This is a genomic window from Vreelandella sedimenti, from assembly GCF_013416325.1.
GTDB classification, from domain to species: domain Bacteria; phylum Pseudomonadota; class Gammaproteobacteria; order Pseudomonadales; family Halomonadaceae; genus Vreelandella; species Vreelandella sedimenti.
In genome coordinates, this window is sequence record NZ_JACCGK010000004.1 from 109,915 (window position 1) to 136,140 (window position 26,226).

Annotated in this window: 27 protein-coding genes and 1 pseudogene; 16 read left to right on the top strand and 12 right to left on the bottom strand. The window is 54.2% G+C overall.

Going from position 1 to position 26,226, the window contains the following annotated elements:
* Positions 1-28: 28 nt before the first annotated feature.
* Positions 29-1,012, bottom strand: coding sequence for a substrate-binding domain-containing protein (locus HZU72_RS05430; RefSeq protein WP_180090893.1), 984 nt, complete (start codon positions 1,010-1,012; stop codon positions 29-31).
* A 330-nt stretch (positions 1,013-1,342) separates the two neighbouring features.
* Between HZU72_RS05430 and HZU72_RS05435 the strand changes: the two genes are divergently transcribed.
* Together HZU72_RS05435 and HZU72_RS05440 are read left to right on the top strand one after the other, a co-directional pair.
* Positions 1,343-2,359 carry a substrate-binding domain-containing protein gene (locus HZU72_RS05435; RefSeq protein ID WP_180090894.1) on the top strand — a complete coding sequence of 339 codons (1,017 nt, stop codon included), beginning with the start codon at positions 1,343-1,345 and terminating at the stop codon, positions 2,357-2,359.
* 94 nt (positions 2,360-2,453) lie between these two features.
* On the top strand, positions 2,454-3,332 hold the full coding sequence (locus tag HZU72_RS05440) for a YicC/YloC family endoribonuclease (protein WP_180090895.1): 879 nt from the start codon (positions 2,454-2,456) through the stop codon (positions 3,330-3,332).
* A 461-nt stretch (positions 3,333-3,793) separates the two neighbouring features.
* Here HZU72_RS05440 and HZU72_RS05445 read toward each other — a convergent pair whose 3' ends face one another.
* From HZU72_RS05445 to HZU72_RS23765, 3 genes and pseudogenes are all read right to left on the bottom strand, one after another.
* The gene (locus HZU72_RS05445; protein ID WP_180090896.1) at positions 3,794-5,044 is read right to left on the bottom strand and encodes a type II toxin-antitoxin system HipA family toxin; all 1,251 of its coding nucleotides are present in this window, start codon (positions 5,042-5,044) and stop codon (positions 3,794-3,796) included.
* Positions 5,041-5,346: a helix-turn-helix domain-containing protein gene (locus tag HZU72_RS05450; RefSeq protein ID WP_008957106.1), complete on the bottom strand. Its 306-nt coding sequence runs from the start codon at positions 5,344-5,346 to the stop codon at positions 5,041-5,043. Before HZU72_RS05450 ends, HZU72_RS05445 begins: the two co-directional genes overlap by 4 nt.
* A 144-nt stretch (positions 5,347-5,490) precedes the next feature.
* Positions 5,491-5,616: pseudogene (locus HZU72_RS23765) on the bottom strand (DUF1016 N-terminal domain-containing protein); the annotation flags it as partial.
* A gap of 88 nt (positions 5,617-5,704) precedes the next feature.
* Between HZU72_RS23765 and HZU72_RS23770 the strand changes: the two are divergent.
* The 4 genes from HZU72_RS23770 (at position 5,705) to HZU72_RS05470 (ending at position 8,199) form a co-directional block, all read left to right on the top strand.
* The gene (locus HZU72_RS23770; protein ID WP_235975995.1) at positions 5,705-5,971 is read left to right on the top strand and encodes a histidine phosphatase family protein; all 267 of its coding nucleotides are present in this window, start codon (positions 5,705-5,707) and stop codon (positions 5,969-5,971) included.
* Between the two features lies 1 nt (position 5,972).
* Positions 5,973-6,107, top strand: coding sequence for a hypothetical protein (locus HZU72_RS23990; RefSeq protein WP_268896255.1), 135 nt, complete (start codon positions 5,973-5,975; stop codon positions 6,105-6,107).
* Positions 6,108-6,169: 62 nt separating this feature from the next.
* Entirely contained in the window at positions 6,170-7,210 is a 1,041-nt protein-coding gene (locus HZU72_RS05465; RefSeq protein WP_180090897.1) for a zinc-dependent alcohol dehydrogenase family protein, read from the top strand.
* Between the two features lie 113 nt (positions 7,211-7,323).
* The gene (locus HZU72_RS05470; protein ID WP_180090898.1) at positions 7,324-8,199 is read left to right on the top strand and encodes a pirin family protein; all 876 of its coding nucleotides are present in this window, start codon (positions 7,324-7,326) and stop codon (positions 8,197-8,199) included.
* Between the two features lie 3 nt (positions 8,200-8,202).
* Here HZU72_RS05470 and HZU72_RS05475 read toward each other — a convergent pair whose 3' ends face one another.
* Positions 8,203-8,829 carry a DNA-3-methyladenine glycosylase family protein gene (locus tag HZU72_RS05475; RefSeq protein ID WP_180090899.1) on the bottom strand — a complete coding sequence of 209 codons (627 nt, stop codon included), beginning with the start codon at positions 8,827-8,829 and terminating at the stop codon, positions 8,203-8,205.
* 150 nt (positions 8,830-8,979) lie between these two features.
* On the opposite strand from HZU72_RS05475, the gene HZU72_RS05480 reads away from it, so the two are divergent.
* The 4 genes from HZU72_RS05480 to HZU72_RS05495 all read left to right on the top strand — a co-directional run bounded on the left by HZU72_RS05480 (position 8,980) and on the right by HZU72_RS05495 (position 12,401).
* On the top strand, positions 8,980-10,323 hold the full coding sequence (locus tag HZU72_RS05480; RefSeq protein ID WP_180090900.1) for a type II toxin-antitoxin system HipA family toxin: 1,344 nt from the start codon (positions 8,980-8,982) through the stop codon (positions 10,321-10,323).
* Complete coding sequence (locus HZU72_RS05485) at positions 10,320-10,640, top strand: helix-turn-helix transcriptional regulator (RefSeq protein ID WP_180090901.1); 321 nt, start codon at positions 10,320-10,322, stop codon at positions 10,638-10,640. The genes HZU72_RS05480 and HZU72_RS05485 overlap by 4 nt, the downstream gene beginning before the upstream one ends.
* Before the next feature lie 160 nt (positions 10,641-10,800).
* Entirely contained in the window at positions 10,801-12,012 is a 1,212-nt protein-coding gene (locus HZU72_RS05490) for an MFS transporter (RefSeq protein ID WP_022521089.1), read from the top strand.
* A gap of 137 nt (positions 12,013-12,149) precedes the next feature.
* Positions 12,150-12,401 carry a YMGG-like glycine zipper-containing protein gene (locus tag HZU72_RS05495; protein ID WP_180090902.1) on the top strand — a complete coding sequence of 84 codons (252 nt, stop codon included), beginning with the start codon at positions 12,150-12,152 and terminating at the stop codon, positions 12,399-12,401.
* Positions 12,402-12,417: 16 nt separating this feature from the next.
* On the opposite strand, the gene HZU72_RS05500 is transcribed toward HZU72_RS05495, so the two are convergent.
* Positions 12,418-13,113: an extensin-like domain-containing protein gene (locus HZU72_RS05500; protein ID WP_180090903.1), complete on the bottom strand. Its 696-nt coding sequence runs from the start codon at positions 13,111-13,113 to the stop codon at positions 12,418-12,420.
* Between the two features lie 148 nt (positions 13,114-13,261).
* Here HZU72_RS05500 and gmk point away from each other — a divergent pair, with 148 nt between their 5' ends.
* From gmk to ridA, 4 genes are all read left to right on the top strand, one after another.
* Positions 13,262-13,894: a guanylate kinase gene (gmk, locus tag HZU72_RS05505; protein ID WP_180090904.1), complete on the top strand. Its 633-nt coding sequence runs from the start codon at positions 13,262-13,264 to the stop codon at positions 13,892-13,894.
* Positions 13,895-14,012: 118 nt separating this feature from the next.
* On the top strand, positions 14,013-14,270 hold the full coding sequence (gene rpoZ / locus HZU72_RS05510) for a DNA-directed RNA polymerase subunit omega (protein ID WP_007112267.1): 258 nt from the start codon (positions 14,013-14,015) through the stop codon (positions 14,268-14,270).
* 32 nt (positions 14,271-14,302) lie between these two features.
* On the top strand, positions 14,303-16,447 hold the full coding sequence (locus tag HZU72_RS05515) for a RelA/SpoT family protein (RefSeq protein ID WP_180090905.1): 2,145 nt from the start codon (positions 14,303-14,305) through the stop codon (positions 16,445-16,447).
* 97 nt (positions 16,448-16,544) lie between these two features.
* Complete coding sequence (gene ridA, locus HZU72_RS05520) at positions 16,545-16,934, top strand: deaminase RidA (RefSeq protein ID WP_022521094.1); 390 nt, start codon at positions 16,545-16,547, stop codon at positions 16,932-16,934.
* Here ridA and HZU72_RS05525 read toward each other — a convergent pair.
* Positions 16,931-17,812: an SDR family oxidoreductase gene (locus HZU72_RS05525; RefSeq protein WP_180090906.1), complete on the bottom strand. Its 882-nt coding sequence runs from the start codon at positions 17,810-17,812 to the stop codon at positions 16,931-16,933. The two genes, ridA and HZU72_RS05525, sit on opposite strands and share 4 nt — an antisense overlap.
* A gap of 215 nt (positions 17,813-18,027) precedes the next feature.
* On the opposite strand from HZU72_RS05525, the gene HZU72_RS05530 reads away from it, so the two are divergent.
* Together HZU72_RS05530 and recG are read left to right on the top strand one after the other, a co-directional pair.
* Positions 18,028-18,957 (top strand): hydrogen peroxide-inducible genes activator, encoded by a 930-nt coding sequence (locus HZU72_RS05530; RefSeq protein WP_022521096.1) that lies wholly within the window; start codon positions 18,028-18,030, stop codon positions 18,955-18,957.
* Complete coding sequence (recG, locus tag HZU72_RS05535) at positions 18,954-21,032, top strand: ATP-dependent DNA helicase RecG (RefSeq protein ID WP_180090907.1); 2,079 nt, start codon at positions 18,954-18,956, stop codon at positions 21,030-21,032. Before HZU72_RS05530 ends, recG begins: the two co-directional genes overlap by 4 nt.
* A 67-nt stretch (positions 21,033-21,099) precedes the next feature.
* Here recG and HZU72_RS05540 read toward each other — a convergent pair whose 3' ends face one another.
* From HZU72_RS05540 to HZU72_RS05560, 5 genes are all read right to left on the bottom strand, one after another.
* On the bottom strand, positions 21,100-22,035 hold the full coding sequence (locus HZU72_RS05540) for a cupin domain-containing protein (RefSeq protein ID WP_180090908.1): 936 nt from the start codon (positions 22,033-22,035) through the stop codon (positions 21,100-21,102).
* Complete coding sequence (locus HZU72_RS05545) at positions 22,032-23,312, bottom strand: hydantoinase/carbamoylase family amidase (protein WP_180090909.1); 1,281 nt, start codon at positions 23,310-23,312, stop codon at positions 22,032-22,034. Before HZU72_RS05545 ends, HZU72_RS05540 begins: the two co-directional genes overlap by 4 nt.
* Entirely contained in the window at positions 23,312-24,205 is an 894-nt protein-coding gene (locus HZU72_RS05550; RefSeq protein ID WP_180090910.1) for an alpha/beta fold hydrolase, read from the bottom strand. Before HZU72_RS05550 ends, HZU72_RS05545 begins: the two co-directional genes overlap by 1 nt.
* Before the next feature lie 72 nt (positions 24,206-24,277).
* Positions 24,278-25,411 (bottom strand): pyridoxal phosphate-dependent aminotransferase, encoded by a 1,134-nt coding sequence (locus HZU72_RS05555; RefSeq protein ID WP_180090911.1) that lies wholly within the window; start codon positions 25,409-25,411, stop codon positions 24,278-24,280.
* A 34-nt stretch (positions 25,412-25,445) separates the two neighbouring features.
* Entirely contained in the window at positions 25,446-26,225 is a 780-nt protein-coding gene (locus HZU72_RS05560) for an SDR family oxidoreductase (RefSeq protein ID WP_180090912.1), read from the bottom strand.
* Position 26,226: the final 1 nt, after the last annotated feature.

Genomic DNA, 26,226 nt, shown 5'->3' on the forward strand with positions numbered 1-26,226 from the left:
AGCCTATACACGATCAATAAGCGCAGTCTTATAGGCCGAGCTCGGCCAGCTCATCCACGGTATCTTTGCTCAGCTTGAGTGGCTTTGAGGCAAAGATCGTTTTGCCGTCCAGGGTAATTTCACCCAGTACCGGCAATTCGGCGCCATCGGTAATCTCTTCGCCGTTATAGAGCATTTCACCCAGGGCAACGAACGCTTTGCCCGCGTCCAGAGGGCTCCACTGGAAACCACCGGTAATCACACCTTCGTGTACCAGGCGGCGCCCCTGGCCTGGAGAGAACAGGCCCATAACGGCCACATCCCCTTCCAGCCCCCGCTCTTTCACGGCCCGAGCAGCGCCTATGGTTCCCTGGCTACCAAACGACATGATGCCGGCCAAGTCTTCGTGGGCACGCAGCAAGTCCAGTGTAGTGTTGCGGCTGTCATCGACGCTTTCGGCAACGCCGAAACGATCAGCGGCCTGGGTCAAGCCCGAGCAGTTATCATCGAGCCAGTTCACGGCAGCATCTGCCCAGGCGTTGTGAGCGGGCACGCTGAGGCCGCCAACGTAAACGGCATAAGAGCCTTCGCAGCCGGTGCTGTCAGCCAATAGCTTGGCGTGCTCTTCACCTAACTGCTGCGCTGAAATCATTTCAAAGTCGTAGTCGATGTTGACCGATTCGGGGCTTTCATGGGTCAGTACGATAATTCCCTGATCACGTGCCCGTTCCAATACCGGTTCAAGAACCTCGCGATCATTCGGGACAACACCAATGACATCAACGCCACGGCTGATCAGATCCTCTATCGCACGCACCTGCAGGGCGGGGTCAGCACTGGTAGGGCCTACCATATAGGCTTCTAATCCAAGCTCTTCACCCATTTGTTCGATGCCCATTTCCATGGCATTGAACCAGGGGATGCCCCCCACCTTGGCGACCACGGCAATCGTAGGAGACTCCTGAGCCATTGCGCCGGTGCTGCCGATAATGCCTGTTAGCGTAGCTGCGGTAAGAAGTGCTTTGTATTTCATTGTGATTTCCTGCTTGCTGTTGGCTGACCCAGTCAGTGGAATAGAGTGCATTGAAGCGCTTTAATAGTGCTGCTGTACGTTGCGCCATGGTCAAATGAAATGGCGCAGACGCTTCCGAGCCTCACAATGCATAGGAATTTAATGCATAAGAACTTAATGCATAGAAGCTTTACACAGTGCTGGATACGTTGAGTGGTACCTAAGCGATGCGTCATCGCTATCGTTATTGTCATTTAATCGAGCATGCACAATCGGTTGTGCATAGCGTAGGATTGATCTATTGCATCATCACGTCAATGCTACTTTTATCTAATCGCAAGGAGCTGCCACGTGGTTAGCGACTCTTCATCCAAGCGGCTGACTATTTACGACCTGGCGAGGTTGGCAGAAACATCGCCCAGTACCGTCAGTGCTGTGCTCAACGGCACTTGGCAGCGCCGTCGCATCAGTAAGAAACTCGCCAGCAAAATTCTTTCGCTCGCCCAGTCGGAAGGCTACTCGGCCAACATGCAGGCCCGTGCCTTGCGGCGCGAGCGCTCAGGTATCATCGGTATGATTCTGCCGCTTTACGACAACCGCTATTTCAGTTCGATAGCCCAACACTTCGAATCAGAAGCACGTCGACGGGGGCTGTTTGCGATTGTTTCGTGTACGAATCGAGATCCCAAGCAAGAGTGTGAAGCAGCCCGAATGATGCTGGCTTACCGTGTCGAGTGCCTGGTATGCACCGGCGCAACGGATCCGGATACGATTGCACAGATGTGTGCAGAGAGCGGCGTGCAAAGCATTAATCTCGACCTTCCTGGCAGTAAGGCCCCGTCGGTTATTTCCAATAACCGTGAGGGCGCGCGACAGCTTACCCATGCCATCCTCAACCGCCTTACTGAAGAGAAGCGCAGTGATGATCCTGTGCTATTTATTGGCGGCCGTGATGAAGATCACAATACCCGCGAGCGTATTGCCGGCTTCAAGCAAGCGAGAGAGGAAGTGGGACTGGCGACGGCAGAAGAGAATATCCTCCCTTGCGATTATGCTGCCGATAAGGCCCAGGCTGCGCTGGAAACATACCTGCGTAATCGCTCTACTCTGCCCAGTGCTATGTTCGTCAACTCCACGATTTCTCTTGAGGGCATCGTTCGCGGGTTACAGCTAAATGGCTATTATCTAGATGACATTATTTTTGGTTGTTTTGACTGGGATCCCCTTGCCGCTGCCTTTCATCCGCGTTTGATGATGGTTCGGCAAAATGTGATCGAGATGATCGACCGCGTCTTCGAGCTGATTGATACTCCACCGCGGGATCCGCAACTGCTCATAGAGGTTCAGCCAGAAATAATGGGTGTTTGATGCGCTCTTTTGCACAGCACTTATTTAATCGAATGAATAGGCTAGCCATTTAGGGCAATGCTTTATACACCGTTATTCACTACCAGGATGAAACATGGCCACTTCCAGCCGCGTACACAGCATGACCGCCTTTGCCCGCACCGAGCAGGCTGCCCCGTTTGGCACGCTGCAGGTGGAAATTCGCTCAGTGAATCAGCGTTATTTAGAGCCTCACTTCCGCCTGCACGAAAGCCTGCGTGACCTAGAGCCAGTGCTGCGTGAAGCGCTGCGCACCCGTTTAGCCCGTGGCAAAGTCGAGTGCAGTGTTCGCTTTGAGAGCGCCGAAACCGCCCAAGCCCCCGCCGTTAACAGCGTTCGCCTAGCCGCCATTGCTGATGCGCTAACCGCCATACAGCAGCAAGTGCCCAGCGCCGTGCCACCCACCACGCTTGCGCTACTCAACCAGCCCGGTGTGATGGAAACCCAGCACCTTGACCAAGACGCTATAAAGGCCGCCGCCAAAGCGCTGTTTGATCAGGCGCTGAATGAGCTGATCGACGCCCGCGCCCGTGAAGGCGAAAAGCTCGCCGAGATGATCACCACCCGACTTACCGCCGTAAGTGAGCAGGTAGCCACCGTGCGTAGCTTGCTGCCGCAGATTTTAGAGCGCCAACGCGCCCAACTGCTGGAACGCTTGGAGGTTGCCAAAACTGAACTCGACCCGCAGCGCCTGGAAGCCGAACTGGTACTGGTGGCGCAAAAAGCTGATGTGGATGAAGAGCTAGACCGCCTAACCACGCATATAGAAGAAGTGAGCCACCAGCTCGCCCAGAAAGGCCCCAAAGGCCGCCGTTTGGACTTCCTAATGCAGGAACTCAACCGCGAAGCCAACACGCTGTCGTCAAAATCCGTGGTCGCTGAGACGACCCGCTGCGCGGTGGAGTTGAAGGTGTTGATTGAGCAGATGCGGGAGCAGATTCAAAACATCGAATAGATTTTTTACCCGTTCAAGAATGGCTAAAGAGCCCTGTTAGCCTACTGGCGGTTTACTAGGCGGTGACCGGGTTGTCATGAGGTTAATCATCCAAAATACTATCCTTTTACACAGCACATGCGTGGGAGGTGTTACTGGGCAGGCTGGCTTTACGCTCGTGACCAGCACCTGCACGGTAGGTTTAAATCTACCAGTAGATATCGCTCAACCAGGCCACGGGACAGGCGCCAATAAGAATGGAGTGCGGAAATCACCACTGGTCATCAATGCTTTAATAGTGCAGCGGACAAAGGTACTTACGGTTTTGACATCGGACAAGTTAAGAATGCGCTGCTGCGCTGAGCAATCTTGGTTTACGTCGATACTATCGACATAAAATAATAGGACTATATTCCCGATTATTCAGGAATTTCAGAATTATGAACCGAATAAAGAGAAGTTGTGCTTGATACTGACATTACTCAAACATTAAAGGCTTCTTGCTTCAAAGTTTGCTCAGCTCGGCTGATCCCTAATCGCTGTGCAATCAATTGCCACTGTTTCACGGCATTTAAAACCTCATCGTAAATTTGCATTGCCTCGGTTTGCGTGAGCCTGAAGAAAGCTTGCACTTCAAAGGCTAGCTGGTAGTCAAGCGCGTTGTCTGCATCGGTAATATTCAGGTGAAGGCCTTGCTTTCCTACAATGGGGTTTAAATCGTAAGCAGGTGATAGCTTCCAGCCCTTGTCAGTCAACAGAAAACCGTGATTACGCAAGTGGTCATCTGTGTTCGACACCGCAATGTTAAACACAATCCGTCGCCATAATTGGGCAAGATCAGCTTTTGTTTGTGCGCCCTGATTAGAGAGGAATTCTGCGATTTCAAGATAACTAGCACCGTGGGAATGCTCACCATCATAGTACTGGAGCTGCGTCATTGCGGATGAAAAATGTAGGCGTTTGTCACCCATCCGATCAAAGCGCTTGGTCAAAAAGGTATGATGCTGAGTCGAGAATTTTCGGATCTCGCTTGGAAACATCTCAATACCGGCCGCTAATGCAAGCTCATAACACACCATCTCCCACGCCCCGACATCAAAAGTGTCGTTTAAATTTGGAAATTTGGCTATCCACAGGTGATTTTGCTCGTCAGTAACACAGGCTTTTGGCCTTGCACCGCCCAAAGAAGAGCCTGGAGAAATCAACATTTTTAACCACCGATAGTATTCATCACTGTCGATGTTATTGTCTTTTTCAATTTGGATGGCGGCATGCTCTAACTCGCGAAGCGCTGCCATGGGTGGCGCCGAAAATTCGGCATTGTTATCAAGAAAATGAGGTGAGTCTGGTCTTTTAAAGCGAATTCCACCCATGCGGTAGGAATCATGTACCCCAAGCAAATAATCGAGCTCCGTTAATCGATTACTCGGCCGAATACCTTTGCGATTTTCGATAGCCGCCCTGCGCTGCATCAGAATACGTCCCCAGTGATCTGGCGATGAATCTAAAAATGCACGAAAGTTTTTATCTGCTTCGTCATTGTGAAACTCACCGGCATGCAGAGTCAGCAAGGGGTCAATTTGCAAACAGTAGGGTGATTTTAAAAAAGTTCTGGCATAGGCAAAGCTAAATACGCCGCCACGACTTGAGTCACTATAAGCCAACAGACCAATTAATAATGGTTGCTCAATGGGATGCCAATCCGCATAAACCTCTACCAACTCACGGCTCATTTTGAACCTTCCAGAAGTTTGATGTTTTGCAGTTTGATGCCTAGCTCGTCATGTGCGGCCACTTCAGAGAAGTTACTTTCCATGCCCAACACAGCCATAATTTTCAAATAGGTGCCAATTGCCACACCAGGATCGCCAGCGAACACCTTGTTCACGGTTTTATGATCAAAACCTGTTCGCTCGCAGAGCATTTTTTTGGTCAACCCTCGTCGCTTCATTGCTAGCAACAAATCCTCACCAAAATGAGTGAGAATTTTGCGCTGCTTTGGAAACAGCACACTGTGTAAATTCCGCTTTGCCATACAATCACCAATGAAGGGACTATATTCCCATTTTTAAAGATGTAATGGGAATATAGTCCATCTTTTAAAATTAGCAAATCGATGCACGTAAAGTAAGGACTATATTCCCATCTTTTGTATAATTGTGGGAATATAGTCCTAGTTTTAAGTGCTCCAGCTTTGATTGATAGCGTCGTGCAAATACCAGTCACGGGCTTGAGCATTTTCCACCCGAAGCAAAGTGAGGTAGTGAGTCCAGCTCAATTCGGTACGCACTGCGTTCCGTTTTGGAAAGCTTTGATATCACTAGCGCATATTGCGCAAGTTGGTGACATCAAACTTTTGTCCAGACAATCGGTGAACTGGGCAAGAGCGGTTCTTGTTTGCCATTGATGGAGAACTCTACCCTATGCCCATCCTACGCCACTTCACGTTAGCCCTGCTGCTCGCTGTGTTGAGCATATTCTCGACCACTGCCCAGGCAAACGACGCCACTTGGCAAGCACTCCAAGAAGGCGGCTTGGTGATTCTCATGCGCCACTCCCTGGCCCCAGGCATTGGTGACCCGCCGGAATTTGAGCGTGGCCGCTGCGAGACTCAGCGCAACCTTCCAAGAGCAGATTGCCGCATGGCAGGGGCCGGGTAATTTGCTGCTGGTCACCCACCAGGTCAATATCACCGCACTGATGGGGGGCGGCGTTGGTTCGGGGGAGATGATCGTGGTGCGTCCAGTGGATGAATCGTTGCAGGTCGTGGGGCGGTTAAGCGTTAGCGGCCAATAATTTGCTTCTTATCCGCATGAGACTTTATAAAGTAAAAAAACGATATAGATTAGGAATTATTTATGAAAGCCGTTGTTTTTGAGCAATTTTCCGCCCCACCACAGATCCAGCAACTGCCTGATCCCACCCCTGAGCCGCATGGCGTTGTTGTGAAGGTGATGGCGAATGGGGTGTGCCGCAGCGACTGGCATGGCTGGGTGGGGCACGATACCGATATTCAACTTCCCCATGTGCCGGGCCATGAGCTTTCCGGCGTAGTCGAAGCTGTGGGTAAAGACGTAAAAAAGTGGCGCATTGGCGACCGCGTCACGGTTCCATTCGTTGGCGGTTGCGGTACTTGCCCTGAGTGCCACTCTGGCAACCACCAGGTGTGCGATAGCCAGTTTCAGCCGGGTTTCACGCACTGGGGCTCCTTTGCTGAGTATGTGAGTATTCACTACGCCGATGTCAATTTGGTCGCGCTGCCCGAGACGCTCGACTTCGCAACGGCAGCCAGCTTGGGTTGTCGTTTCGTCACTTCATTTCGGGCGGTAGTGGATCAAGGCAAAACATCGGCAGGGCAGTGGGTGGCTGTCCACGGCTGCGGTGGGGTTGGCCTCTCTGCCGTGATGATTGCCAACGCCGTCGGTGCCAACGTGGTGGCCATCGATATTTCGGAAGAGGCGCTTGATCTGGCTCGCCAACTGGGTGCCACTGCCACCGTGAATGCTGCCAAGGTACCCAATGTGGTCGAAGCGGTTGCGGAGATAACCCGGGGAGGTGCTCACGTATCGCTGGATGCGCTGGGCCACCCGACGACCTGCTTTAACTCCATCAGCAATCTGCGTAAACGTGGTAAGCATGTCCAGGTCGGGTTGATGTTGGCCGAGAACAGCACACCCGCCATTCCCATGAGCAAGGTCATTGCCCATGAGCTTGAAATACTGGGTAGCCACGGCATGCAGGCCCACCGTTATGACGCCATGCTGGCGATGATCAAGTCTGGAAAGCTGGCGCCTGAAAAGCTTATCGGCAAACGAATCACTCTTGAGCAGTCGATTGATGCGCTGATGAACATGGATAAATTTGAAGGGGCGGGTGTGACGGTGGTCACGAAGTTCTGAGGAAACCGCTGAGATTTTAGATAACAATTTCCTTCAATGAAACGGGGCAAATTATTCGCTCCTCATCTGCTGCCGTAGGTTTTACGCTGGGCGGTATTGATAAGGAGTCAGTTATGCCATCAGATACTAACCAAACAGTGCGCCGGGTGATCGCTCAGCATCCGGCCAAGCGCGATGATATCGGCGATTTAGTTACTCGTCGGCCACTACCGGGGCCGCAGCTTGAACAGCTCGATCCGTTTCTGTTTCTCAACCATCACGGCCCGCAGACCTATCCGACCAATAACCGTGGCCTGCCGTTTGGCCCGCACCCGCACCGGGGCTTTGAAACGGTCACCTTTATTTTGGAAGGCTCGTTGGCCCACGCCGATAGCGCTAAGCATCAAAGCGTGATCAACGCGGGCGGCGTGCAGTGGATGACCGCGGGTAGCGGTATTGTGCATGCGGAAATTTCGCCGCCCGAGTTTTTGCGCGAAGGTGGCCCGCTGGAAATTCTGCAGCTGTGGGTCAACCTGCCGTCGCGCTTGAAAATGAGCGAGCCGCGCTACGTAGGGCTGCAACAGGCAGACATACCTGCCATCGCTTTACCCGGCGGCGGTGAGCTGAACCTGATTGCCGGTGAGTGGCAGGATCGTGCTGGCCCTATCGAGACGCTCACAGGTGTGTTTATGTCGACGCTGAGGTTGCCTGCCGGTAGCCAGGAACAGTTACCCGTAGCACCTGGGCGGCAGGTGTTTCTCTACGTGGTGGATGGCGATGTCACCGTAGGTGGCGAGCCCGTTAAGGCCCATCATCTGATTGAAGTGGATCGCGATGGTGATAGCCTCGACATCGAAGCTAACAGCGACGCGCGCCTGCTGTTTGGCCATGGCGAGGTGATCGATGAGCCGGTCTATTCCCACGGCCCCTTTGTAATGACGACCCGCGAAGAAATCGTTCAGGCGGTCGACGACTATCAGAACGGTAAGTTTGGCGGGCTGGATGCTTAGTATTTAAAGCGGCTCGCCGCGATAGTAGTGCCACAGAAACAGCGAACCCACGCTGCGCCAGGGCGACCAGTGCTCCACCAACTGGCGGGCCTGTTTAGGCGTGGGTTTATCGTCCATGCCTTTTAAGCGGCCAAGCGCAACCCGCAGAGCTAGATCATCGGCAGGAAAGATATCTGGGCGTTGCAGCGAGAACATCAGATAGATCTCAGCACTCCAACGGCCAAAGCCGCGTAGCTCGGTAATCGCGGCAATGGCTTCATCATCGCTTAGCTGTTCAAGCCCCACGGCGCTAAAAGTGCCTGCCAACTCTGCTTCTGCCAGCCCTTTAGCGTACTCGATCTTGCGCCAGGAAAGCCCCGCATCGCGCAGCGCTTGGCCCTCTATCTCTATTACCGCTTTAGCGTGAAGCTCGGGCAGCAGTGTATTTACACGACCCATAATCGCGCGAGCCGCTTCGGTAGATAGTTGCTGGCTAACGATAGTCGAGAAGAACGTCGCAAAGCCTTTATCACGCTCGCGAGGCGAGGGCGCTCCGACTAGCGGTAGGGCGCGGGCGATATCGGGGTCAGCCTTGGCGAGTTCAGCCATGGCGTGTTCAATCGTGTTAAAAGATGGGGTATCAGCTGGCATTATTACTCCTGGTTAAAATGAGTATTATATTGCTCACTAATTGAGTTTTTATATATTTATGAGTATTAAAATGCACATTCAGGAACCTTGGGCTACACTATTGAGCATTAAGCTGCTCAGTTATTAACTGCTCAATTAAGGTGTCCCACGTTGCTAACCATCCAGACATTTCATCATGGCCAGTGGCACGATGCCGCTGAGCTGGTGATTGAGCACCCAGAGCAAGGTCGTCGAGGACCTGCGCGTATGGGCTATATCACCGATTATGCCCTTGAATGGCTGGATCGCGATGATGAGCATGCTTGCAGCCTGCTTTTGCCGATTGAACTCATGAATACTCATCAATCGCCACGCTGGTTCGCTTTTTTAGACGATATCATGCCTTCTGGGGCCAGCCGCCGTTACTGGGTCGCGCAGTTGGGGATATCGGCGCTTACTGAGGCTGAACAAGATTACGCCCTATTGGCTAAAGGGACGATTGCTCCGGTGGGTAATTTACGTATTAAAGAGGCCCTTCCCGAGCGCCCAGTAGGTAGCACGCTAGAGCAGCAGCGCTTTGCCTTACGTGATGTTGTGGATCGAGATAGCGATTTTCTTGCTTATGCGCAGCAAATGGGAGCCGCTGGGGGTGGTGCGACCGGAGCTGGCGGTGAAGCGCCTAAGCTACTGCTACGCTGTTCGCCAAACGATCAGGTCTGGATCGATACCTATCAGGATGACCCGGCGAATACCGACCAGCACTATCTGGTGAAATTTCCTCGCGGCCAGCGCACCGAGCTTGATAACAATATCCTTCGCGCCGAATACCATTTCTATCATGAGCTGGCGTCACTCGGCATAGCGACGATCGACACTCAAAGGATGCGGCTACTGGAAGGCGAGCGCTATCCATCGCTGTGGTTGCCCCGCTTTGATGTTGATTACCCCGCTGGGAAGCGAACGCTGTATGGGCTGGAGTCGGTTTATTCCGCGATGAAGCGTCAGCCGGGAAGCTTCTTAAACCATTTTGACGTGATTGAGGCACTGGTTGGCCTGTTGAGCCAGCAATACCGCGTTCGCGAGTTAGGAGGTCATTTTGATACGTCGCGTTTCGTGAGCGAGTGGGTGAAACGTGATCTGCTTAATGTTGCTTTTGCCAACAGCGATAACCATGGTCGCAATACGGCGCTGTTGAAAACGCCTCTGGGAATCTGGCTGGCGCCAGTCTACGATTTTGCGCCCATGAAGGCTGACCCAGAAGGCATTATTCGCACCACCACTTGGGGCGCGCCGTTTGAAGAGGGCCCTGAATTCAACTGGGTCGCCATTGCGAAGAACTTAAATGCCTATGTGCCCCCCGAACAACTGATGGCAGAGCTAAAAGCGCTGGGGAGTCAGTTAGTCGGGCTAAAAGAACGACTTGCTGCGCGGGGAGTGCCGGAAGCGTTGCTAGCATCGAATGCGGTGGGGTTGAATTATCTGGATGCTAAGCTGCGCCGCTGGGGGCTGGTATGAAACGCAAAGAACTCTCTAGCATTGAGCGCGAGGCACTACTTATGGCGCTATTGTCCCAGCTGCTGCGGGAAGAGATCAGCTCAGGGCAGGTGCTGCGTCAACTACGCCGCGAAGTGTTGGGAATGTCGCAGACACAATATGCCGAGTTGGTGGGTATCAGTCGCCGCACCTTGTCTGATCTGGAAGCCGATAAGGCAAGCCCTACACTGGCGCTGTTAAACCAAGTATTCCACCCCTTGGGTATGCAAACCGGCTTGGTGCCGCGTAACCGTCGTCTGCGTGAGCGGTTGCTTTCAGTGGAACCCCCTAGCGCCTGACCGCCAAACACCGTATCCAAACATTTCCAATTCAGCCAAACTTAACTATTGAGTTTGCACGCTAACTTTTTAAACGCAGCATGTTTCTACTTTCGTCTAATCCTGCGATCATTTAGCGCTAATCGAGATGCCAACAGGGTGGTATCCCAAGGAGTTAAACATGCAGGATTCAACAGCATCGTCGTCTCAAGGGCTGGCGCGTAACCCGCGCTTGGCTGAATTTGTGTTGGCGCTGGGTGGCTTTGGAATCGGCACCAGCGAGTTCGTCATTATGGGCCTGATGAACCGTGTGGCGGGTGATTTAGCGGTAACGGTGCCGCAAGTGGGTTACGCAATAAGCAGCTACGCCTTGGGCGTGGTAGTCGGTGCGCCGCTGATTTCGGCGCTGGCCGCGCGAGTACCTAGGCGGTCGCTGTTGATTATGCTGATGCTGGTATTTGCGGTGGGCAATATTGCCAGTGCCATGGCACCGGGGTTCTGGTCATTCGTAGGGCTGCGTTTTCTGGCTGGCTTGCCTCACGGCGCCTATTTTGGCATCGCCGCACTGGTGGCCGCGGGGGCAGTGCCGATAGACCAACGGGCGCGGGCCGTTTCCCGGGTGATGATGGGCTTAACCGTGGCGATTCTGATCGGTGCGCCGCTGGGTACCTGGGCGGGTAACCTATTGGGCTGGCAGATCGCCTTTGCGGGTGTCGGCGGCATTGCGTTGCTCACCGCTCTGTTGATCCGGTTCTATGTACCGGTGCAGCCCGTCGATACCCTAGCAAGCCCTGTACGTGAGCTGTCAGCACTGCTTAAACAGCGGGTGTTGGTTACTCTGGCGCTTGCCTGCATTGGCTGCGGCGGCATGTTCGCCATTTTTAGCTATGTGATGCCGACATTAACCCAGCAGGCGGGTATGAGCGAAGCACTGGGGCCGTTGGTGCTGGTCATTTTCGGCCTGGGCTCTATTGCCGGTAACTTAATCGGCGGGCGCATGGCGGATAAAAACCTGATGCGTGCCATACCCACCATTCTGCTCTGGTGTGGCGTGGTACAAGGGTTATTTTATTTTGCGGCGAATAACGTTTGGACGGGGTTGCTGTTCGTTGGCCTGGTGGGTACCAGTATGGCACTGGCACCTTCGTTGCAAACCCGCTTGATGGATGTGGCGGAAGATGCCCAAACCATGGCGGCCTCGCTGAACCACGCGGCCTTTAACGGTGCCAATGCCCTAGGGGCGTGGCTTGCAGGCCTGGCAATCAGCGCTGGCTTTAGCTGGTCGAGCACGGGCTTAGTCGGTGCGGGTTTGGCGCTCTGCGGCTTGGTGATTTTTGCCGCTGGGCGCTGGTTGGAGAAGCGCACCTACGGCGCCGTGGCCCAGCGAGCATAGCTTTGGTTAACGTTGCATAGTTGACCAGCTACATAGATATTGACCAGCTACATAGTTATCGAACAGTGATAATTAACATGGCTAAAAAGTCGAATTCTCTCTACTGTGTAAGAGTAGTAACCCATAAGGAGATGACCATGCACATTCAGGTATTGAATTTGACACGTATAGTGACCCTCGGCGCGGTGGTGGCGTTAACCATTGGCTTGGCGGGTTGCGGCACCACTACCGGAGAGCGTGCCTCTAGCGGCGCCGGTGTGGGTGCAGCCGTTGGCGCGGGTGCCGCTGCTGTAACCGGTGGTAGCGTCGTTCAAGGCGCCGTTATCGGCGGTGGCGTTGGTGCTGCCACTGGTGCCGCCACGGATGAGGATGACATCAACCTCGAATAAGTAATAGGTTGATCTATTAGCGACATAGCCGAAATCCGCGCATGCCCATATGAAAGTGATCGGCATGCGCGGCGTTGTAATCCGGCCCCAATACATTACCGAAGGCATTGCAGGCGCCATCCCGCGCGGCGCGTAAAAACTCATCCTCCTCGCCCCCATCATCCCAGTCATTGATTAGCGTGATGCGCTGGCCGTTCTCAAACTGAAATCCCACTACATCCAGAGCTTCGGCGGTGGCGTGTTCGCTGCGCCTGCCGGTTTCGCGGCCATAAACGTTACGGCAGGCAAAGCTACCTACGTGGTTAATCTGGCTCACCCGGCTGCCCATAATCTCCTCGGCGACAGGCTGTAACGCGTGACGTTCAAACATCACCCACGCCAGTGCCATGGGGCAGGAGGCCACGAAACTCTGGTTAAACGCGACCCCACTAGAGTGCATGCGCACGATATTAGAAAGCGGGCAGCTCTCCATGGGGGCGTAATCGGACAATGGTGTATAGCGCAGCTCGCCCTCAGGGACGGTATCTAACGCAGCTAAACAGCCATTGCGGTCATCCTCCAAGCGGCTTAGCTTCAGTTGCGTGACCGGCGTGATAGGGTCGTCAATATGCAATGGAGCCCATGGCGCCCAGTGGCGGGGAATCTCAATGGTGCCCTTTTGCAGAGCTACGCCCAGCGCAATCAGGGCTAAAATAAATAGCGTACTGCGCATGCCTACCTCCCTGTATGTCACCACCAACGCTACAGTCGTCGCGCTGGGTGTGCGATACTGCGCAGCCTTGCTGCTCTGCTGCAGTCGCTCTACTTGCGTTTACTACGTTTTCCGCTACTTATTTTGCTAACTGAAGGGAAAGTACTTCATGTCCCAAGGTACGCTGTTTATCGTTTCTGCCCCCTCCGGTGCTGGCAAGACTAGCTTGGTGCGCGAGCTAATCGAAAGCCTGGATGGGATTCAAGTGTCGGTGTCGCACACTACGCGTGCCAAGCGCGAGGGTGAGGTGAATGGCGTCAATTATCATTTCACCGATGTATCCGAGTTTGAAGCGATGATCACGCGGGGTGAGTTCTTCGAGTATGCCAAAGTATTTGATAATTACTACGGCACTTCGCGTCAGGCAGTAGAGGTATTGCTAGCGGCAGGTCAGGACGTCATTCTGGAAATCGACTGGCAGGGCGCTCAGCAGGTACGCTCACAAATGCCTGATGCAGTGTCGATTTTCATTCTACCGCCCTCCCGCGAGGAGCTGGAGCGACGTCTTGCTAGCCGTGGCACCGATGAGCATGCGGTGATTGCCCGGCGGATGCGCGATGCGGTGAGTGAAATGTCCCATTACCACGAATATGATTACCTCGTCGTTAATGATGACTTCACCACGGCGCTGCAGGAGTTACAGTCACTGGTGATCAGCCGTCGATTAAGTCGCCCGGTAATGAGCGAGCGCCACGCGCCGCTGTTGGCTGCGCTCTTGTCACAGGCGCCTACGGTCGAGTAATCTATACGGTTCTACTACTTTCTATTGTATTGCACTACATCATCTTTTTCGCTGGGTCGGTGCCGTTGGTTTTTTTATAACGGTGTCGGCCCGGTTCCGTCATAACAGGAAGGCTCCCATGGCTCGCGTAACCGTTGAAGATTGTCTTGAAAATGTTGAAAACCGTTTCAAGCTGGTGATGATTTCCACCCAGCGTGCTCGTCAGCTGGCGCGCGGCTCCCGCGATGCTCTGCTACCTTGGGAAAATGATAAACCTACGGTGATGGCGCTGCGTGAAATTGCCGCAGGCCTGGTCGATCACACTGTACTGGACGAGCCCGTTGAAGCCGCTGTTCGTCCGCGCCCGGCTATGGCGCCTACTCATATCGACGACTAACGTTTTCAACGAAACCGATAGAGGCGCGGTAGATGTTCACCATTGATGACCTGGCCGATAGACTCGGCGGCTATTTACCCTCGGATGAGATCCAGCAGGTCAAACGCGCCTTTTACTATGCTGAGCAGGCCCACGACGGCCAGCGGCGGCGTTCCGGCGAGCCGTACGTTACCCACCCACTGGCGGTAGCGAATATTCTTGCCAATATGCACATGGATCATCAAAGCCTGATGGCTGCCATGCTGCACGACGTTATCGAAGACACTGGCGTATCCAAAAAAGCCCTGGAGGCTCAGTTTGGCAAGCCGGTAGCAGAGCTGGTAGACGGGGTATCCAAACTTACCCAAATCACCTTTGAAGACAAAGCCGTCGCCCAGGCGGAAAATTTTCAGAAGATGGTGCTGGCGATGTCGCGGGATATTCGCGTTATCATCGTCAAGTTGGCTGACCGGTTGCATAACATGCGCACCCTGGGCGCCCTACGCCCAGATAAAAAGCGTCGCATCGCCCGTGAAACGTTGGAAATTTACGCGCGAATTGCCGGGCGGTTGGGTATCAATACGATTCGTATCGAGCTTGAGGATCTCTCCTTTCAGGCGATTCACCCCATGCGCTCGGAGCGCATCAAGCGTGCGGTTGCCAAAGCGCGGGGGCACCGGCGTAGTGCCATGCGCGAAATACAGTCCTCCCTGCAAAAAAGCCTGGACGATGACGGGCTTAATGGCACCGTCATCGGACGCCAAAAACATCTGCTGTCGATCTATAAAAAAATGCGTGACCAGCGTAAGCCCTTTGTCGAAATTATGGATGTATTTGGCTTTCGCATCATTACCGAAGATGTGGCCAGCTGCTACCGTATTCTAGGCGTGGTGCATAACCTCTATAAGCCAGTACCGGGGCGCTTTAAAGACTACATTGCGATTCCCAAAGCTAACGGTTACCAGAGCCTGCATACCACCCTGTTTGGCTCCCGCGGTATGCCCATTGAGGTGCAGATACGTACGCGTGAAATGGAGGCCATGGCCAATAACGGTATCGCTGCCCACTGGCTTTATAAAGCGGGGCAGACTTCCCATCCGATTGCCGAGGGCAGCCATGCACGTGCTCGCGCCTGGGTTAAGGGCCTGCTGGAAATGCAGCGCCACGCCGGCGACTCGCTGGAGTTTATCGAACACGTTAAAAACGACCTGTTCCCTGACGATATCTACGTGTTCACGCCTAAAGGCGACATTATGGAGCTGCCCCAGGGTGCTACCGTAATCGACTTCGCTTACACCGTGCACACGGATATCGGCAATAACTGTATCGCTTGCCGCATTGATCGCCATTTGGCGCCGCTCTCGACGCGCTTAGAGAGTGGTCAGACGCTTGAAATTATCACCGCCCCCGGTGCGAAGCCCAATATTACCTGGCTCAATTTTGTGACCACCGCAAAGGCGCGTTCGGCAATCCGTCATGCGCTTAAATATCAGCAGCAGACCGAAGCGGTCATGCTGGGACGACGGTTGCTCAATAAAGCCCTGGCGCCGTTCGATACCAGTCTGGAAGAACTGGATGAGAGCGCCCTTAAGCGCGCCTTCAAAGAGTTGGATGTCTCTTCTGAGGATGCTCTGTTGGAGTCGCTTGGGATGGGCAACCGCATGACCCACGTGGTGGCACGCCGCCTAGTGGCTGCGGCGCATGGCGAAAGCTATGAACACCCTGTAGACGGGGATGGCAGCAAAGCCGTCATGATCAGCGGCAGCGAAGGCATGGTGATTAACTTTGCGCGCTGCTGCCATCCGCTACCAGGCGACCCCGTGGTGGGCCACCTTTCCACAGGCAAAGGGTTGGTGGTGCATCGCGCTGAGTGTAAAAACGTAGTGGATAAGAACTTCGCCGATAAAAACGATCCTGATAAGCTCTTTGCGCTGGAGTGGTCGGACACCATTGATGAAGATTTCCCGGTCGCGCTGCGTATCGAAATTGAGAGCCGTCGTGGGCTAGTCGCCGAGCTTGCCGGGCTGGTCACCGATGCCGATGCCAATATTGAGCGGATTGGTATTGAAGAGCGCGATGCCCATCTTTCCACCGTCAATCTGACGCTGTCGGTGAAAGGTCGTGTGCATTTGGCACGCATCATTAAACGCATCCGTAACCTTCCCAACGTTGGCAAAATTACCCGACTCGCTAATTAATACTATAGATAACAACATGCTGATATAAATCGGCAGCGATCACTATTTTTCAGTATTAAATAATTAAGTGTTACCCATTAGAGGAGCGAAACAACGTATGAGCAATAAGGCCGTTATCAATACAAGCAAAGCCCCTGCAGCTATTGGCCCTTACTCCCAGGCCATTAAAGCGGGCAACACGGTTTATCTCTCTGGCCAGATCCCGCTGGATCCCGCGACTATGGCGATTGTGTCAGAGGATTTTGAAGCTCAGGCACGCCAAGTTTTCACCAACCTTCAGGCAGTGTGCGAAGAAGCGGCGGGCTCGCTAAGCGATATCGTCAAGCTGAATCTGTACTTGGTGGACTTGGATAACTTTGCGATTGTTAACCAAGTCATGGAAGAGTTCTTTACCGCTCCTTTTCCCGCTCGCGCAGCCGTTGGCGTCAAAGCACTACCCAAAGGCAGCCAAGTGGAAGCGGAAGCGGTGATGGTCATCGGTGACTAGGCTTTATTTAGCTCTAGAAAGCCGCCCTCTTTGAGTACCTGTGCATAGCCCTCGCGGTAGCTGGGGAAGCGGAACTGATAGCCAGTGTCAATAATGCGCTGGTTATCGCAGCGCTTGCTGGCTCGACGGCGGAGTGGGGACTGCATCGTCTCGGTGGCTTCTACTTTTAACTGCTCAGCCAGCCACATCATCACGTTGTGCATGGTGACCGGTTCGCAGTCGCTACCCAGGTAGATATCCGCCAGCGTCTCACCGCCCTCCTGGTAGCGAATTAGGTGGGCGATAATGCCGGTGCAGTCGTCGCGGTGGATACGGTTGGAGTAAATCACCGGGGTGATCGCAGCCACGCGGCCTTCGGCGACTTGGTGAATCAGTCGATCGCGGCCAGGGCCGTAAATGCCGGAAAAGCGAATCACCGTACCCGGCAGGGGGTGATTGATCAGCGCCTGCTCAGCCTCGCACATTAGAGTGCCAGAGAAGCTAGTGGGGTCGGTGGGGCTCTCTTCGTTAACGACCTCGCCCTCCTGCTGGCCATGCACACTGGTTGATGAGACGAAGAACACCCTACGCGGAGGCGTTTTGTGCTGCTCCATCACGCTCAGCACGCGCTTTAAACCTTCCGGATAGGCGCTTTGATACGCGCTCTCTTCGAAACGGTCAGCGCTGACGGTATAGACCACATAATCAGCCTGGGGCAGGCTTTTGGCATCGGCCTCTTCAAGGCTATCCAGGTCTAACGCCAGCGGTGTAATGCCGGTGTCTTTTAAGGCTTCCACGTTGCGGCGTAGGCCAATCACTTGGTGCCCTTCCTCAAGCAGCTCGTGCCCAAGGTTGATCCCTATATCGCCACAGCCGATAATCAGTACGGTTAGCTTCACCGTGCTCACTCCTCTTGATTAATATTCCCTATTAGATGCAAAGTCTCTACCAACGATGACATTGAACTGAGATATTGTCAGTTGAGAAGACCGACGGCAGAGCTTGCTTGTCCTTTCCATCTCGCTGACTGTCATGATGCAAGGACTTGCATACAACACTTTTTCATACAAGCCCTAGTCACGAGCTGCTACGAGAGGATGCCACTGGCACCGCTATGACTTTAACAGAACTTCGCTACATCGTAACCCTTGCCCAGGAGCGTCACTTTGGCCGCGCGGCAGAACGCTGCCACGTTTCACAGCCCACGCTCTCGGTGGCGGTGAAAAAGCTGGAAGAAGAGCTCGAAACGCCGCTCTTTGAGCGTTCCAAGTCCACCGTCCAGGTTACCCCGCTGGGTGAAAAAATCGTCGCCCAAGCCCAGCGTGTGCTGGAGCAGAGCAGCCTGATTTTTGAACTCGCCAGTGCGGGTAAAGATCAGTTGGCCAACCCGCTGCGCATAGGGGCGATTTACACCATTGGGCCCTACCTGTTTCCCCATCTAGTGCCTGCCCTGGCGAACGCGGCCCCGCAAATGCCTCTTTATATTGAAGAGGGCATGACCGGTACGTTGCGCGCCAAGCTAAGAAGCGGTGAGCTGGACGTGATTATTGTGGCATTGCCGTTTACTGAAACCGATGTGGTCACCAAGCCAATCTACGACGAAGCCTTTGAAGTTCTCATTCCTGCCAACCACCCATGGGTCGAGCGGGAAGCGATCAATAAAGAGGACTTACTTGAAGAGCGCCTGCTGCTGCTCGGCGAAGGGCACTGTTTTCGCGATCAAATTCTGGAAGCCTGCCCGGCGATTACCCAAAAACTCAACAGCCCCAACAATACGCTGATCGCCGAAGGCGGGTCGCTGGAAACCATTCGCCATATGGTGGCCTCTCGATTAGGTATTACGGTGCTGCCGCAGTCTGCGCTGGGCACCGACCAGTATGAAAATGCCATGCTTGCCAGTCGGCCATTTGTGGAGCCAGCGCCGTCGCGCACCGTGGCGATCGCCTGGCGGGCGAGCTTTCCCCGTCCCAAGGCTATTGAGGCGCTGATTCAGGCGATCAGCCACTGCCGCCAACCTACTAAAGCCGTGAAAAGCGCCCTATGAGTGATCTTTCCGCGCCCATCACCGCGCTGAAGGGCGTAGGCGAAGCGCTGGCGCTGAAACTGGGTCGATTAGGTATTGAGCAGGTAAGCGACCTGTTGTTCCACCTGCCGCTGCGCTATCAGGATCGCACGCGGCTTACGCCTATTGGCCTGCTGCGCGCAGGGCAGGAGGCGGTAATAGAGGGCGAAGTGACCGCTTGCGACGTAGTCAAAGGGCGCCGCCGCAGCTTGCTGGTGCGCCTGCGAGATGCTAGCGGTATTTTGAGCCTGCGGTTTTTTCACTTCTCACCGGCCCAGCAGCAACAGATGCGCCCAGGTGCAACCGTGCGCGCCTTTGGCGAAGCTCGGGCAGGGGCGACCGGGTTAGAGATCTACCACCCGGAATACCGGCTCAGTGGCGGTAGTGAGACACCGGTGGAGGAGTATTTCACGCCTATTTATCCCACCACCGAAGGGTTGAACCAGCCGCGGCTGCGCGCGCTGGCACAGCAGGCACTTGGTTTACTGGACACCGCCCCCGAGGCCTTGCCCGATGTAATACCCGATGCGCTTCTCACGCGCTTTCAACTGCCGGGCTTACACACTAGTTTGCACTTGCTGCACCAGCCGCCTCCCGATGTGAATATAGAGCAGTTGACCAGTGGCCAGCACCCGGCCACTCGGCGGCTGGCGCTGGAAGAACTGCTCGCTCACCAACTAAGCTTGCGTGAAGTTCGCCTGCGTATTCAGGCGGATGGCGCACCGACGCTACCCTCCGGGCGCAGTCTGCAGGCGCGCTTTTTGGCCCAATTACCGTTTGCCTTAACCGGTGCCCAGCGCCGCGTTCTGGAGGAGATCAGCCACGATTTAAGCCGCCCGGCGCCGATGCTGCGGCTGATCCAAGGCGATGTCGGCTCGGGAAAAACCGTGGTCGCCGCCATGGCCGCGCTGAGCGCCCTGGCGGGCAACTGCCAGGCGGCGATCATGGCGCCGACTGAAATCCTCGCTGAGCAGCACTACCGCTCGTTTAAAGCCTGGTTTGAGCCGCTAGGGATCGAAGTAGCGTGGCTGGCGGGCAAGCTCAAAGGCAAGGCGCGGCTGGATGCCAAAGCGGCGATTGCCGATGGGCGTGCGCGTATGGTGGTGGGCACTCACGCACTGTTTCAGGACGACGTGCATTTTCAGTGTTTAGGACTGGCGATTATTGACGAGCAGCACCGCTTTGGCGTGCATCAGCGCCTGGCGCTGCGCGAGAAAGGTGAGGCGGGCGGGCTAACTCCGCACCAGTTGATCATGACCGCTACGCCGATTCCGCGCACTTTGGCCATGAGCGCCTACGCGGATCTGGATGTGTCGGTGATCGACGAGCTGCCCCCCGGCCGTACGCCGGTGAAAACCGTGGTGGTGCCCGACGAACGCCGCCCTGAAGTGGTTGAGCGTATCCGGCTGGCCTGCAGCGAAGGTCGTCAGGCGTATTGGGTGTGCACGCTGATCGATGAATCAGAGGTGTTGCAGTGTCAGGCGGCCGAGGTTACCCGCGATGAGCTAACCATAGCGCTGCCCGAGTTGGCAGTAGGCTTGGTTCACGGACGGATGAAGTCGAGCGAGAAAGCCGAGGTGATGACCGCCTTCAAAGCGGGGGAGCTGGATTTACTGGTGGCTACCACGGTGATCGAGGTGGGGGTAGATGTACCCAACGCCAGCCTGATGATTATCGAAAACCCCGAGCGTCTGGGGCTTTCCCAACTGCACCAGCTACGTGGCCGGGTAGGGCGTGGCAGCACGGAAAGCTTCTGTGTGTTGCTCTACCATCCGCCGCTGTCGAAAAGCTCTCGCCAGCGCTTGGCAGTGATGCGCGAAACCACCGATGGCTTCCGCATCGCCGAGAAAGACCTGGAGATTCGCGGCCCCGGCGAAGTGCTCGGCACCCGCCAAACCGGCCTTGCGCAGATGAAAATTGCCGACCTGGAGCGCGATGCCGACCTGCTAGAGAGAGTCAGCGCCATGGCACAAACGCTGCAGGGCAACTCCGAAGTCACCGCCGTACTAGTGCGTCGCTGGTTAGGCGAAGCCGCAGGGCGCTATGGGCAGGTGTAGCGTCGTTTTCTCAGGATCATAACCGCATTCTCTTTGATTAAGCCGAGCTGAACGATGAGTTGCTTGCTCACTCAACGAACTCAAAACCCATTGTTCTTGCATGATAATGGAGCCCACCATCCTGAACGATCAAGAAGAGTGCTGTTTCGTTGCCAAGGTTATGATGGCTATGGATGCTACCAGGCGGAGTCACCATCGTTGTCCACTGTTGCCACTTGCAATGCTGCTTATCGATCATCGAGTAACAGCCATCACCTTGAACAATCAGCGTAATTGCTGCTGAGTTATGTCGGTGAGCGCGCTGCGTACAATCAGGTGCCAACGTGTTGAATGATAGTGTTAGCGAAGGTGTGATGTTCCGCTCAGCTTCGAGCGTTTCAGACGAGAAGATGAGAGCCGTTCCTGATGTATTGGCATCGCTCTTCAACGTAGCTAGAAGCGACAGCTGTCGTCGAATCTCTGCAGCAGTATAGTGCACGGGCTCAATCGATTCCGCGCTCCCACGTAATTTTTCGAAAGCTAACAATGGATCATTGCCTACCAGCCACAACAGCGCTCCGTTGGCATCTGCCCCAAGCGATACTCGCCCTTCGCCTGGCAGCAGCAGTACATCTCCAGGCCCCCATTCCCACACTTCGTCATCATCACGACAATAGCCCGTCCCAGTGATTACAAAGCAGATGAGCTGGCTGGCTGGCGCGGATAGATTTTGCTCATCGTCCGTAGCCAAGCTTAGATAACGTGCCAGCATCAGTGGGGTCGTCGCCGCCATTTCACAGTTAAGAACGCCTGATTGGTCGCATTCGAAGGTAGCGCTGACATCGCTATCTAAGGCGAGCGCAGCATGTGTATTGAAGCTTGCTGGAGGTACCGGCGGTAATTTAATATTAAAGGCGTTACCTGAGTTGAAAAAACGAGCTCGTCGCTGGGCCGTGGTGAGCGGAGCCTCAGGTAGCTGAACTGTTAGGTCGGCCATTAGTTGGCTGTTTGGAAGGTTACTCATTCGTCACTCTCCTCATTCGCTGGAACAAGCTGCGTTAACAGCGTTACGACAACATCGAGTAGAACGCTGGCCCCCGCGGTAACATGCTTGGGTTCGGCCCATTCGTGTTCTGCGTGACTTACTCCATCCCGGCAAGGGATGAAGATCATTGCAGAAGGACACTGTTGGGCCAGATAACGTGCATCGTGACCCGCTGCCGAAAGTACAGGCATAACAGGATAGCCGCGGTGCTCAGCACATTTTGTGATATATCCTCTCAGGCTCTCATCGAAGTCGTTGGAGGGCGCGACTACCAGTGGTTTGACTTCTACTCGGCACGCCCCCGAATACGCCTGGATAAGTTCTGTAACTTTCATCCCACGATCTTTCAGCACCGCATTGTCTGGATGGCGCAGATCAAGGCTGAACGTGACCGCTTGCGGGACAACAGATGGTACGTTGGGGGTGACATTCAGATGACCGATAGTGAGTTTGATACACTCGTCGTAATGACCGATTTCCTTTTGCAGATGCACGGCAATGTCCGCAAATGCCATTAGCGCGTCACGCCTCTCAGCCATTGGTTGCGTGCCAGCGTGACCAGGCACTCCGACCAAACGAACCCGATAGGTAAGTTTCCCCTGGATACCTGTGACAACCCCAATCGAGCAGTTTGCCTGTTCCAATCGCGTCCCTTGCTCGATGTGCGGCTCGATATAGGCGTGAACAGGAAACCCAGGTGAACTAGGTAGCAGATCGGGGAAGGCAGCAAACTGTGTATCAAGTGCCTCACCGACACTTATTTCGTTGGCGTCACACACACTCCGAACCATTGCTAGATCGCGTTTGCCTACAAAAACCTCGGATCCCATCATCCCAGGTGCAAAGCGTGAGCCCTCCTCGTTCATCCAGGCAACAGCGACTACGTCACGCGGCCGCGGCAATTGGCTGGTCGCGAGGGTTTGCAAAATTTCAAAAGCCGCCATTACGCCAAATACGCCATCGAAACGTCCTCCTTGAGGCTGGCTATCGAGATGGCTGCCGATTAGGATGGGGCGCGCCTGGGGGTTCTCGCCCGGAAGGCGTAGGAAGAGGTTGCCTACAGCATCGATAAAAGGTTCTGCATCAAATTCTTTTGCCCATTCAATGAGCTGTCGCCAAGCGTGGTGCTCTTCATAACTTAATGCTTGACGATTGACACCACCGCCATCGGTAGCGCCAATTTCGGCCATCGCCATCAACCGTTGCCAGAGGCGGTCACCGTCGATATTCAGATTATATTGCTCGACGATTTCCATTAGGCTGTTTCCTCATCGCCTGTTCGCATGACTTGATCTGGATTGGCCCTGGGGTCGCGTGCCTCCCAGCGGCCAGCCTCGACCTGAGAGAAGAATTCGGCCAGCAGTCTGTTGAAAAGCTCGGGTTCCTCTAGGTTAAGCGTATGGCCCGTTTTGGGGAAAACGGCCAATCCACACGCTGGCAGTGTTTTCTTCAAGAAGATCCCAGGCTGCAGGCAGTGATCATCCTCGTCACCTACCATAACCAGTGTGGGGCAAACCATCCCAGCAAGCGGTTTTGAAAGATCCCAGAACGACGGGCGTCTTGCCTGAACGCCACGCATTGTCATGGCAGCTCCCAAGTCATCATGCGTTGCCAAACGCTCAACGAACTCTTGCCAGCCACGAGGGTCCTTGTTCTGGTACTGTACTCGGCTGGCGCCAGCACCATAGATAGGTGCAAATGCCTTGGCCCCACGGGTCTCGAAGTTATCAGCTACCGATAGTGATACTCCTCGGAAATACGCTTCCAGTTTCTTCTCGCAGCCATAACCCGCACCGGCTACGGTTAGCGACAAGACTCGGTCGGGAGCAGTCAACCCAAAATGCAGTGCAGTAAAGCCTCCCATCGATAGACCTACGATATGAGCTTTATCGATTTTCAAGGCATCCAGAACGGCCAAAGCATCCTGGACAGCGATAGACTGTGAATAACTTTCCAGATCCTTTGGAACATCTGAAGGCGGATAGCCGCGTGCAGCATAGGTGATACAGCGGTAGCGTCGGCTGAAAGCGCGTATTTGAGGTTCCCAGCTGGCATGGTTGCCGCCGAATTCGTGGATGAACAGAATTGGTAAGCCTTGTCCGGCCTCTTCGACATATAGCTTGATGCTATTCGGTGTGGTGATATGCACGTTTGCACTCTCTGCGTTGTTTTTGACGCTCTGTTTCGGGTTTAAGGTACTTTCGACAGATAGATGGTGACGTCAGAATTGCGCCTCGATATTCTTGATACCGTGCGCCTGTTCAACAAGCAGCGGTAAGTGTTCGCAGAAACATCTAGCCCAATCTTCGGGAACAGAAGTACTTACTTTGATGAAATGATCACCAAATTGCTCGGTGTGGTAACTACCTTGGCGAATCATGATCCCTTCGCGGCTAAATAGATCGACCAGTGCTGCTGGTGAGATGTCTGCGCTTGCAGTTTCGATCACCAAGAAATTCCCATGAGAGGGCCATACAAGAACGCGCAGGCCCGGAATGCTATCGACCGCATCACGAATACGTTGCTTATTGGCACGGTCGATTCGACGAACCTCTGTCATCCACTCCTTTTTTACTGACAGGCCAGCCAGTGCGGCTCTCTGGGCGATGACACTGCCCCCCAAAACGCTTGTACTTTGAGCTGCGAACTCATCAATCAGTTTAGGATTGCCAACTAGGGCCCCGACTCTTAGGCCGGCCAGTCCCAACCATTTTGAAAAGCTCATGCTGACTACGGCATGCTCACTATTAATTGATATCGCCAGAGTATGGTCATCGGCAAAATCTCGGTAGGTGCAGTCGTGAATTAATAGGGCACCGTAGCGGCGAGCGACGTCGATGAATCCTACAAGCTCTTCACGACTGTACCGACACCCCAATGGATTATTGGGATCAACGATATAGATGAGTGCCGTACGCTCGTCGCATGCCTCGGAAAGGTGCTCGACACTCAGACGGTTATCGTATTCATCGCCGTAAATAGGGAGTTGAACGATCTCAGCTCCTTGTTGTTCCGCAAACTGGCATGGCCATTTCCAGGTGGGATCGGTAGTTACGAAGGTTTTACCTGGGGCACAGCGAGCACGGCAGATCAGAGATAGCGCATTGACACCACCTTCGGTAATCAATGCTTCCATTCCAGGTACACCCAAATCATCCACGACCGCATCTCGTAGTGCCTCGAGCCCCCAAGGTGGTGCATAGGCACTGTATTCTTCACGCTCTATGGATTTGAGCATGGCAGCCTTAACAACAGGATGGGTGGGGATATGGTTGGTGTTTTGCCCCATCCACATCAAGTCATGGTTGCTAAACAATGTATCGAAGTAGCGATTACGTAAGCGAGCATTGCTCATGGCGGTTCTCCTAGCAGGCAAAATAAGTCAGGGGTCAGATCACTGACCCGCGTGCTGCAATGCCACCATCAATGGTGACGATCGTGCCTGTGATATAACCTGCTTTAGGGGAGGATAAAAAAGCAACCAAGTCGGCAACCTCTTCTGATTCAGCAGGGCGACCGCCTGGGTATTTCTCGAATAACTCTTCCCAGCGTGATTCATCACCCAGCATGTCTACTGCTTTGCGCTTCATGATCTTAAGCATACGATCTGTCGCGACTGGGCCAGGATTAACACCAATTACTCTAACGCCATGGTTAAGGCTAGCGCCCCCTAGAGCTTTGGTAAAAGCCATCAATGAGGCATTGCCAGTGCTACCTGCAATGTAACTGGCATCCCAATTTTCGCCCGAATTGCCAATGACATTGATGATGACCCCAGCGCGCTTGCGCAATACAGGATAGTAAGCGCGGGCGAGGGTGATATAGCCGAAGACTTTGAGATCAAAGCCTTTTCGCCATGCAGCATCGTCAACAATATCCAGTGACCCGGCGGGGATATCGCCTGCATTGTTGACCAGAATATCGATTTCGCCTGTTGCCGCTACAAGCGCCTCCATTGCCTCCGTAGTGGAGAGATCCATCGCATGAACAGTAACCTGTGTCCCATGGGTCGATATCAGCTCTTCGCGCAGAGATTCCATAGCGCTACCGTTGCGTGCTGCTAAATGCAAGTGGCATCCCTCTTCTGCCAGCACGCGCGCGACGGCCATGCCAATACCCTGAGATGCGCCTGTGATCAGCGCTGCTTTGCCATTAAGGTTGAGTTTCATA

Coding starts and splice junctions, on each gene's coding strand:
- HZU72_RS05430 (WP_180090893.1), bottom strand. CDS start 1,012: ATGAAATACAAAGCACTTCTTACCGCAGCTACGCTAACAGGCATTATC.
- HZU72_RS05440 (WP_180090895.1), top strand. CDS start 2,454: ATGGCCACTTCCAGCCGCGTACACAGCATGACCGCCTTTGCCCGCACC.
- HZU72_RS05445 (WP_180090896.1), bottom strand. CDS start 5,044: ATGAGCCGTGAGTTGGTAGAGGTTTATGCGGATTGGCATCCCATTGAG.
- HZU72_RS05450 (WP_008957106.1), bottom strand. CDS start 5,346: ATGGCAAAGCGGAATTTACACAGTGTGCTGTTTCCAAAGCAGCGCAAA.
- HZU72_RS05465 (WP_180090897.1), top strand. CDS start 6,170: ATGAAAGCCGTTGTTTTTGAGCAATTTTCCGCCCCACCACAGATCCAG.
- HZU72_RS05470 (WP_180090898.1), top strand. CDS start 7,324: ATGCCATCAGATACTAACCAAACAGTGCGCCGGGTGATCGCTCAGCAT.
- HZU72_RS05475 (WP_180090899.1), bottom strand. CDS start 8,829: ATGCCAGCTGATACCCCATCTTTTAACACGATTGAACACGCCATGGCT.
- HZU72_RS05485 (WP_180090901.1), top strand. CDS start 10,320: ATGAAACGCAAAGAACTCTCTAGCATTGAGCGCGAGGCACTACTTATG.
- HZU72_RS05490 (WP_022521089.1), top strand. CDS start 10,801: ATGCAGGATTCAACAGCATCGTCGTCTCAAGGGCTGGCGCGTAACCCG.
- HZU72_RS05495 (WP_180090902.1), top strand. CDS start 12,150: ATGCACATTCAGGTATTGAATTTGACACGTATAGTGACCCTCGGCGCG.
- HZU72_RS05500 (WP_180090903.1), bottom strand. CDS start 13,113: ATGCGCAGTACGCTATTTATTTTAGCCCTGATTGCGCTGGGCGTAGCT.
- gmk (WP_180090904.1), top strand. CDS start 13,262: ATGTCCCAAGGTACGCTGTTTATCGTTTCTGCCCCCTCCGGTGCTGGC.
- rpoZ (WP_007112267.1), top strand. CDS start 14,013: ATGGCTCGCGTAACCGTTGAAGATTGTCTTGAAAATGTTGAAAACCGT.
- HZU72_RS05515 (WP_180090905.1), top strand. CDS start 14,303: ATGTTCACCATTGATGACCTGGCCGATAGACTCGGCGGCTATTTACCC.
- ridA (WP_022521094.1), top strand. CDS start 16,545: ATGAGCAATAAGGCCGTTATCAATACAAGCAAAGCCCCTGCAGCTATT.
- HZU72_RS05530 (WP_022521096.1), top strand. CDS start 18,028: ATGACTTTAACAGAACTTCGCTACATCGTAACCCTTGCCCAGGAGCGT.
- recG (WP_180090907.1), top strand. CDS start 18,954: ATGAGTGATCTTTCCGCGCCCATCACCGCGCTGAAGGGCGTAGGCGAA.
- HZU72_RS05540 (WP_180090908.1), bottom strand. CDS start 22,035: ATGAGTAACCTTCCAAACAGCCAACTAATGGCCGACCTAACAGTTCAG.
- HZU72_RS05545 (WP_180090909.1), bottom strand. CDS start 23,312: ATGGAAATCGTCGAGCAATATAATCTGAATATCGACGGTGACCGCCTC.
- HZU72_RS05555 (WP_180090911.1), bottom strand. CDS start 25,411: ATGAGCAATGCTCGCTTACGTAATCGCTACTTCGATACATTGTTTAGC.
- HZU72_RS05560 (WP_180090912.1), bottom strand. CDS start 26,225: ATGAAACTCAACCTTAATGGCAAAGCAGCGCTGATCACAGGCGCATCT.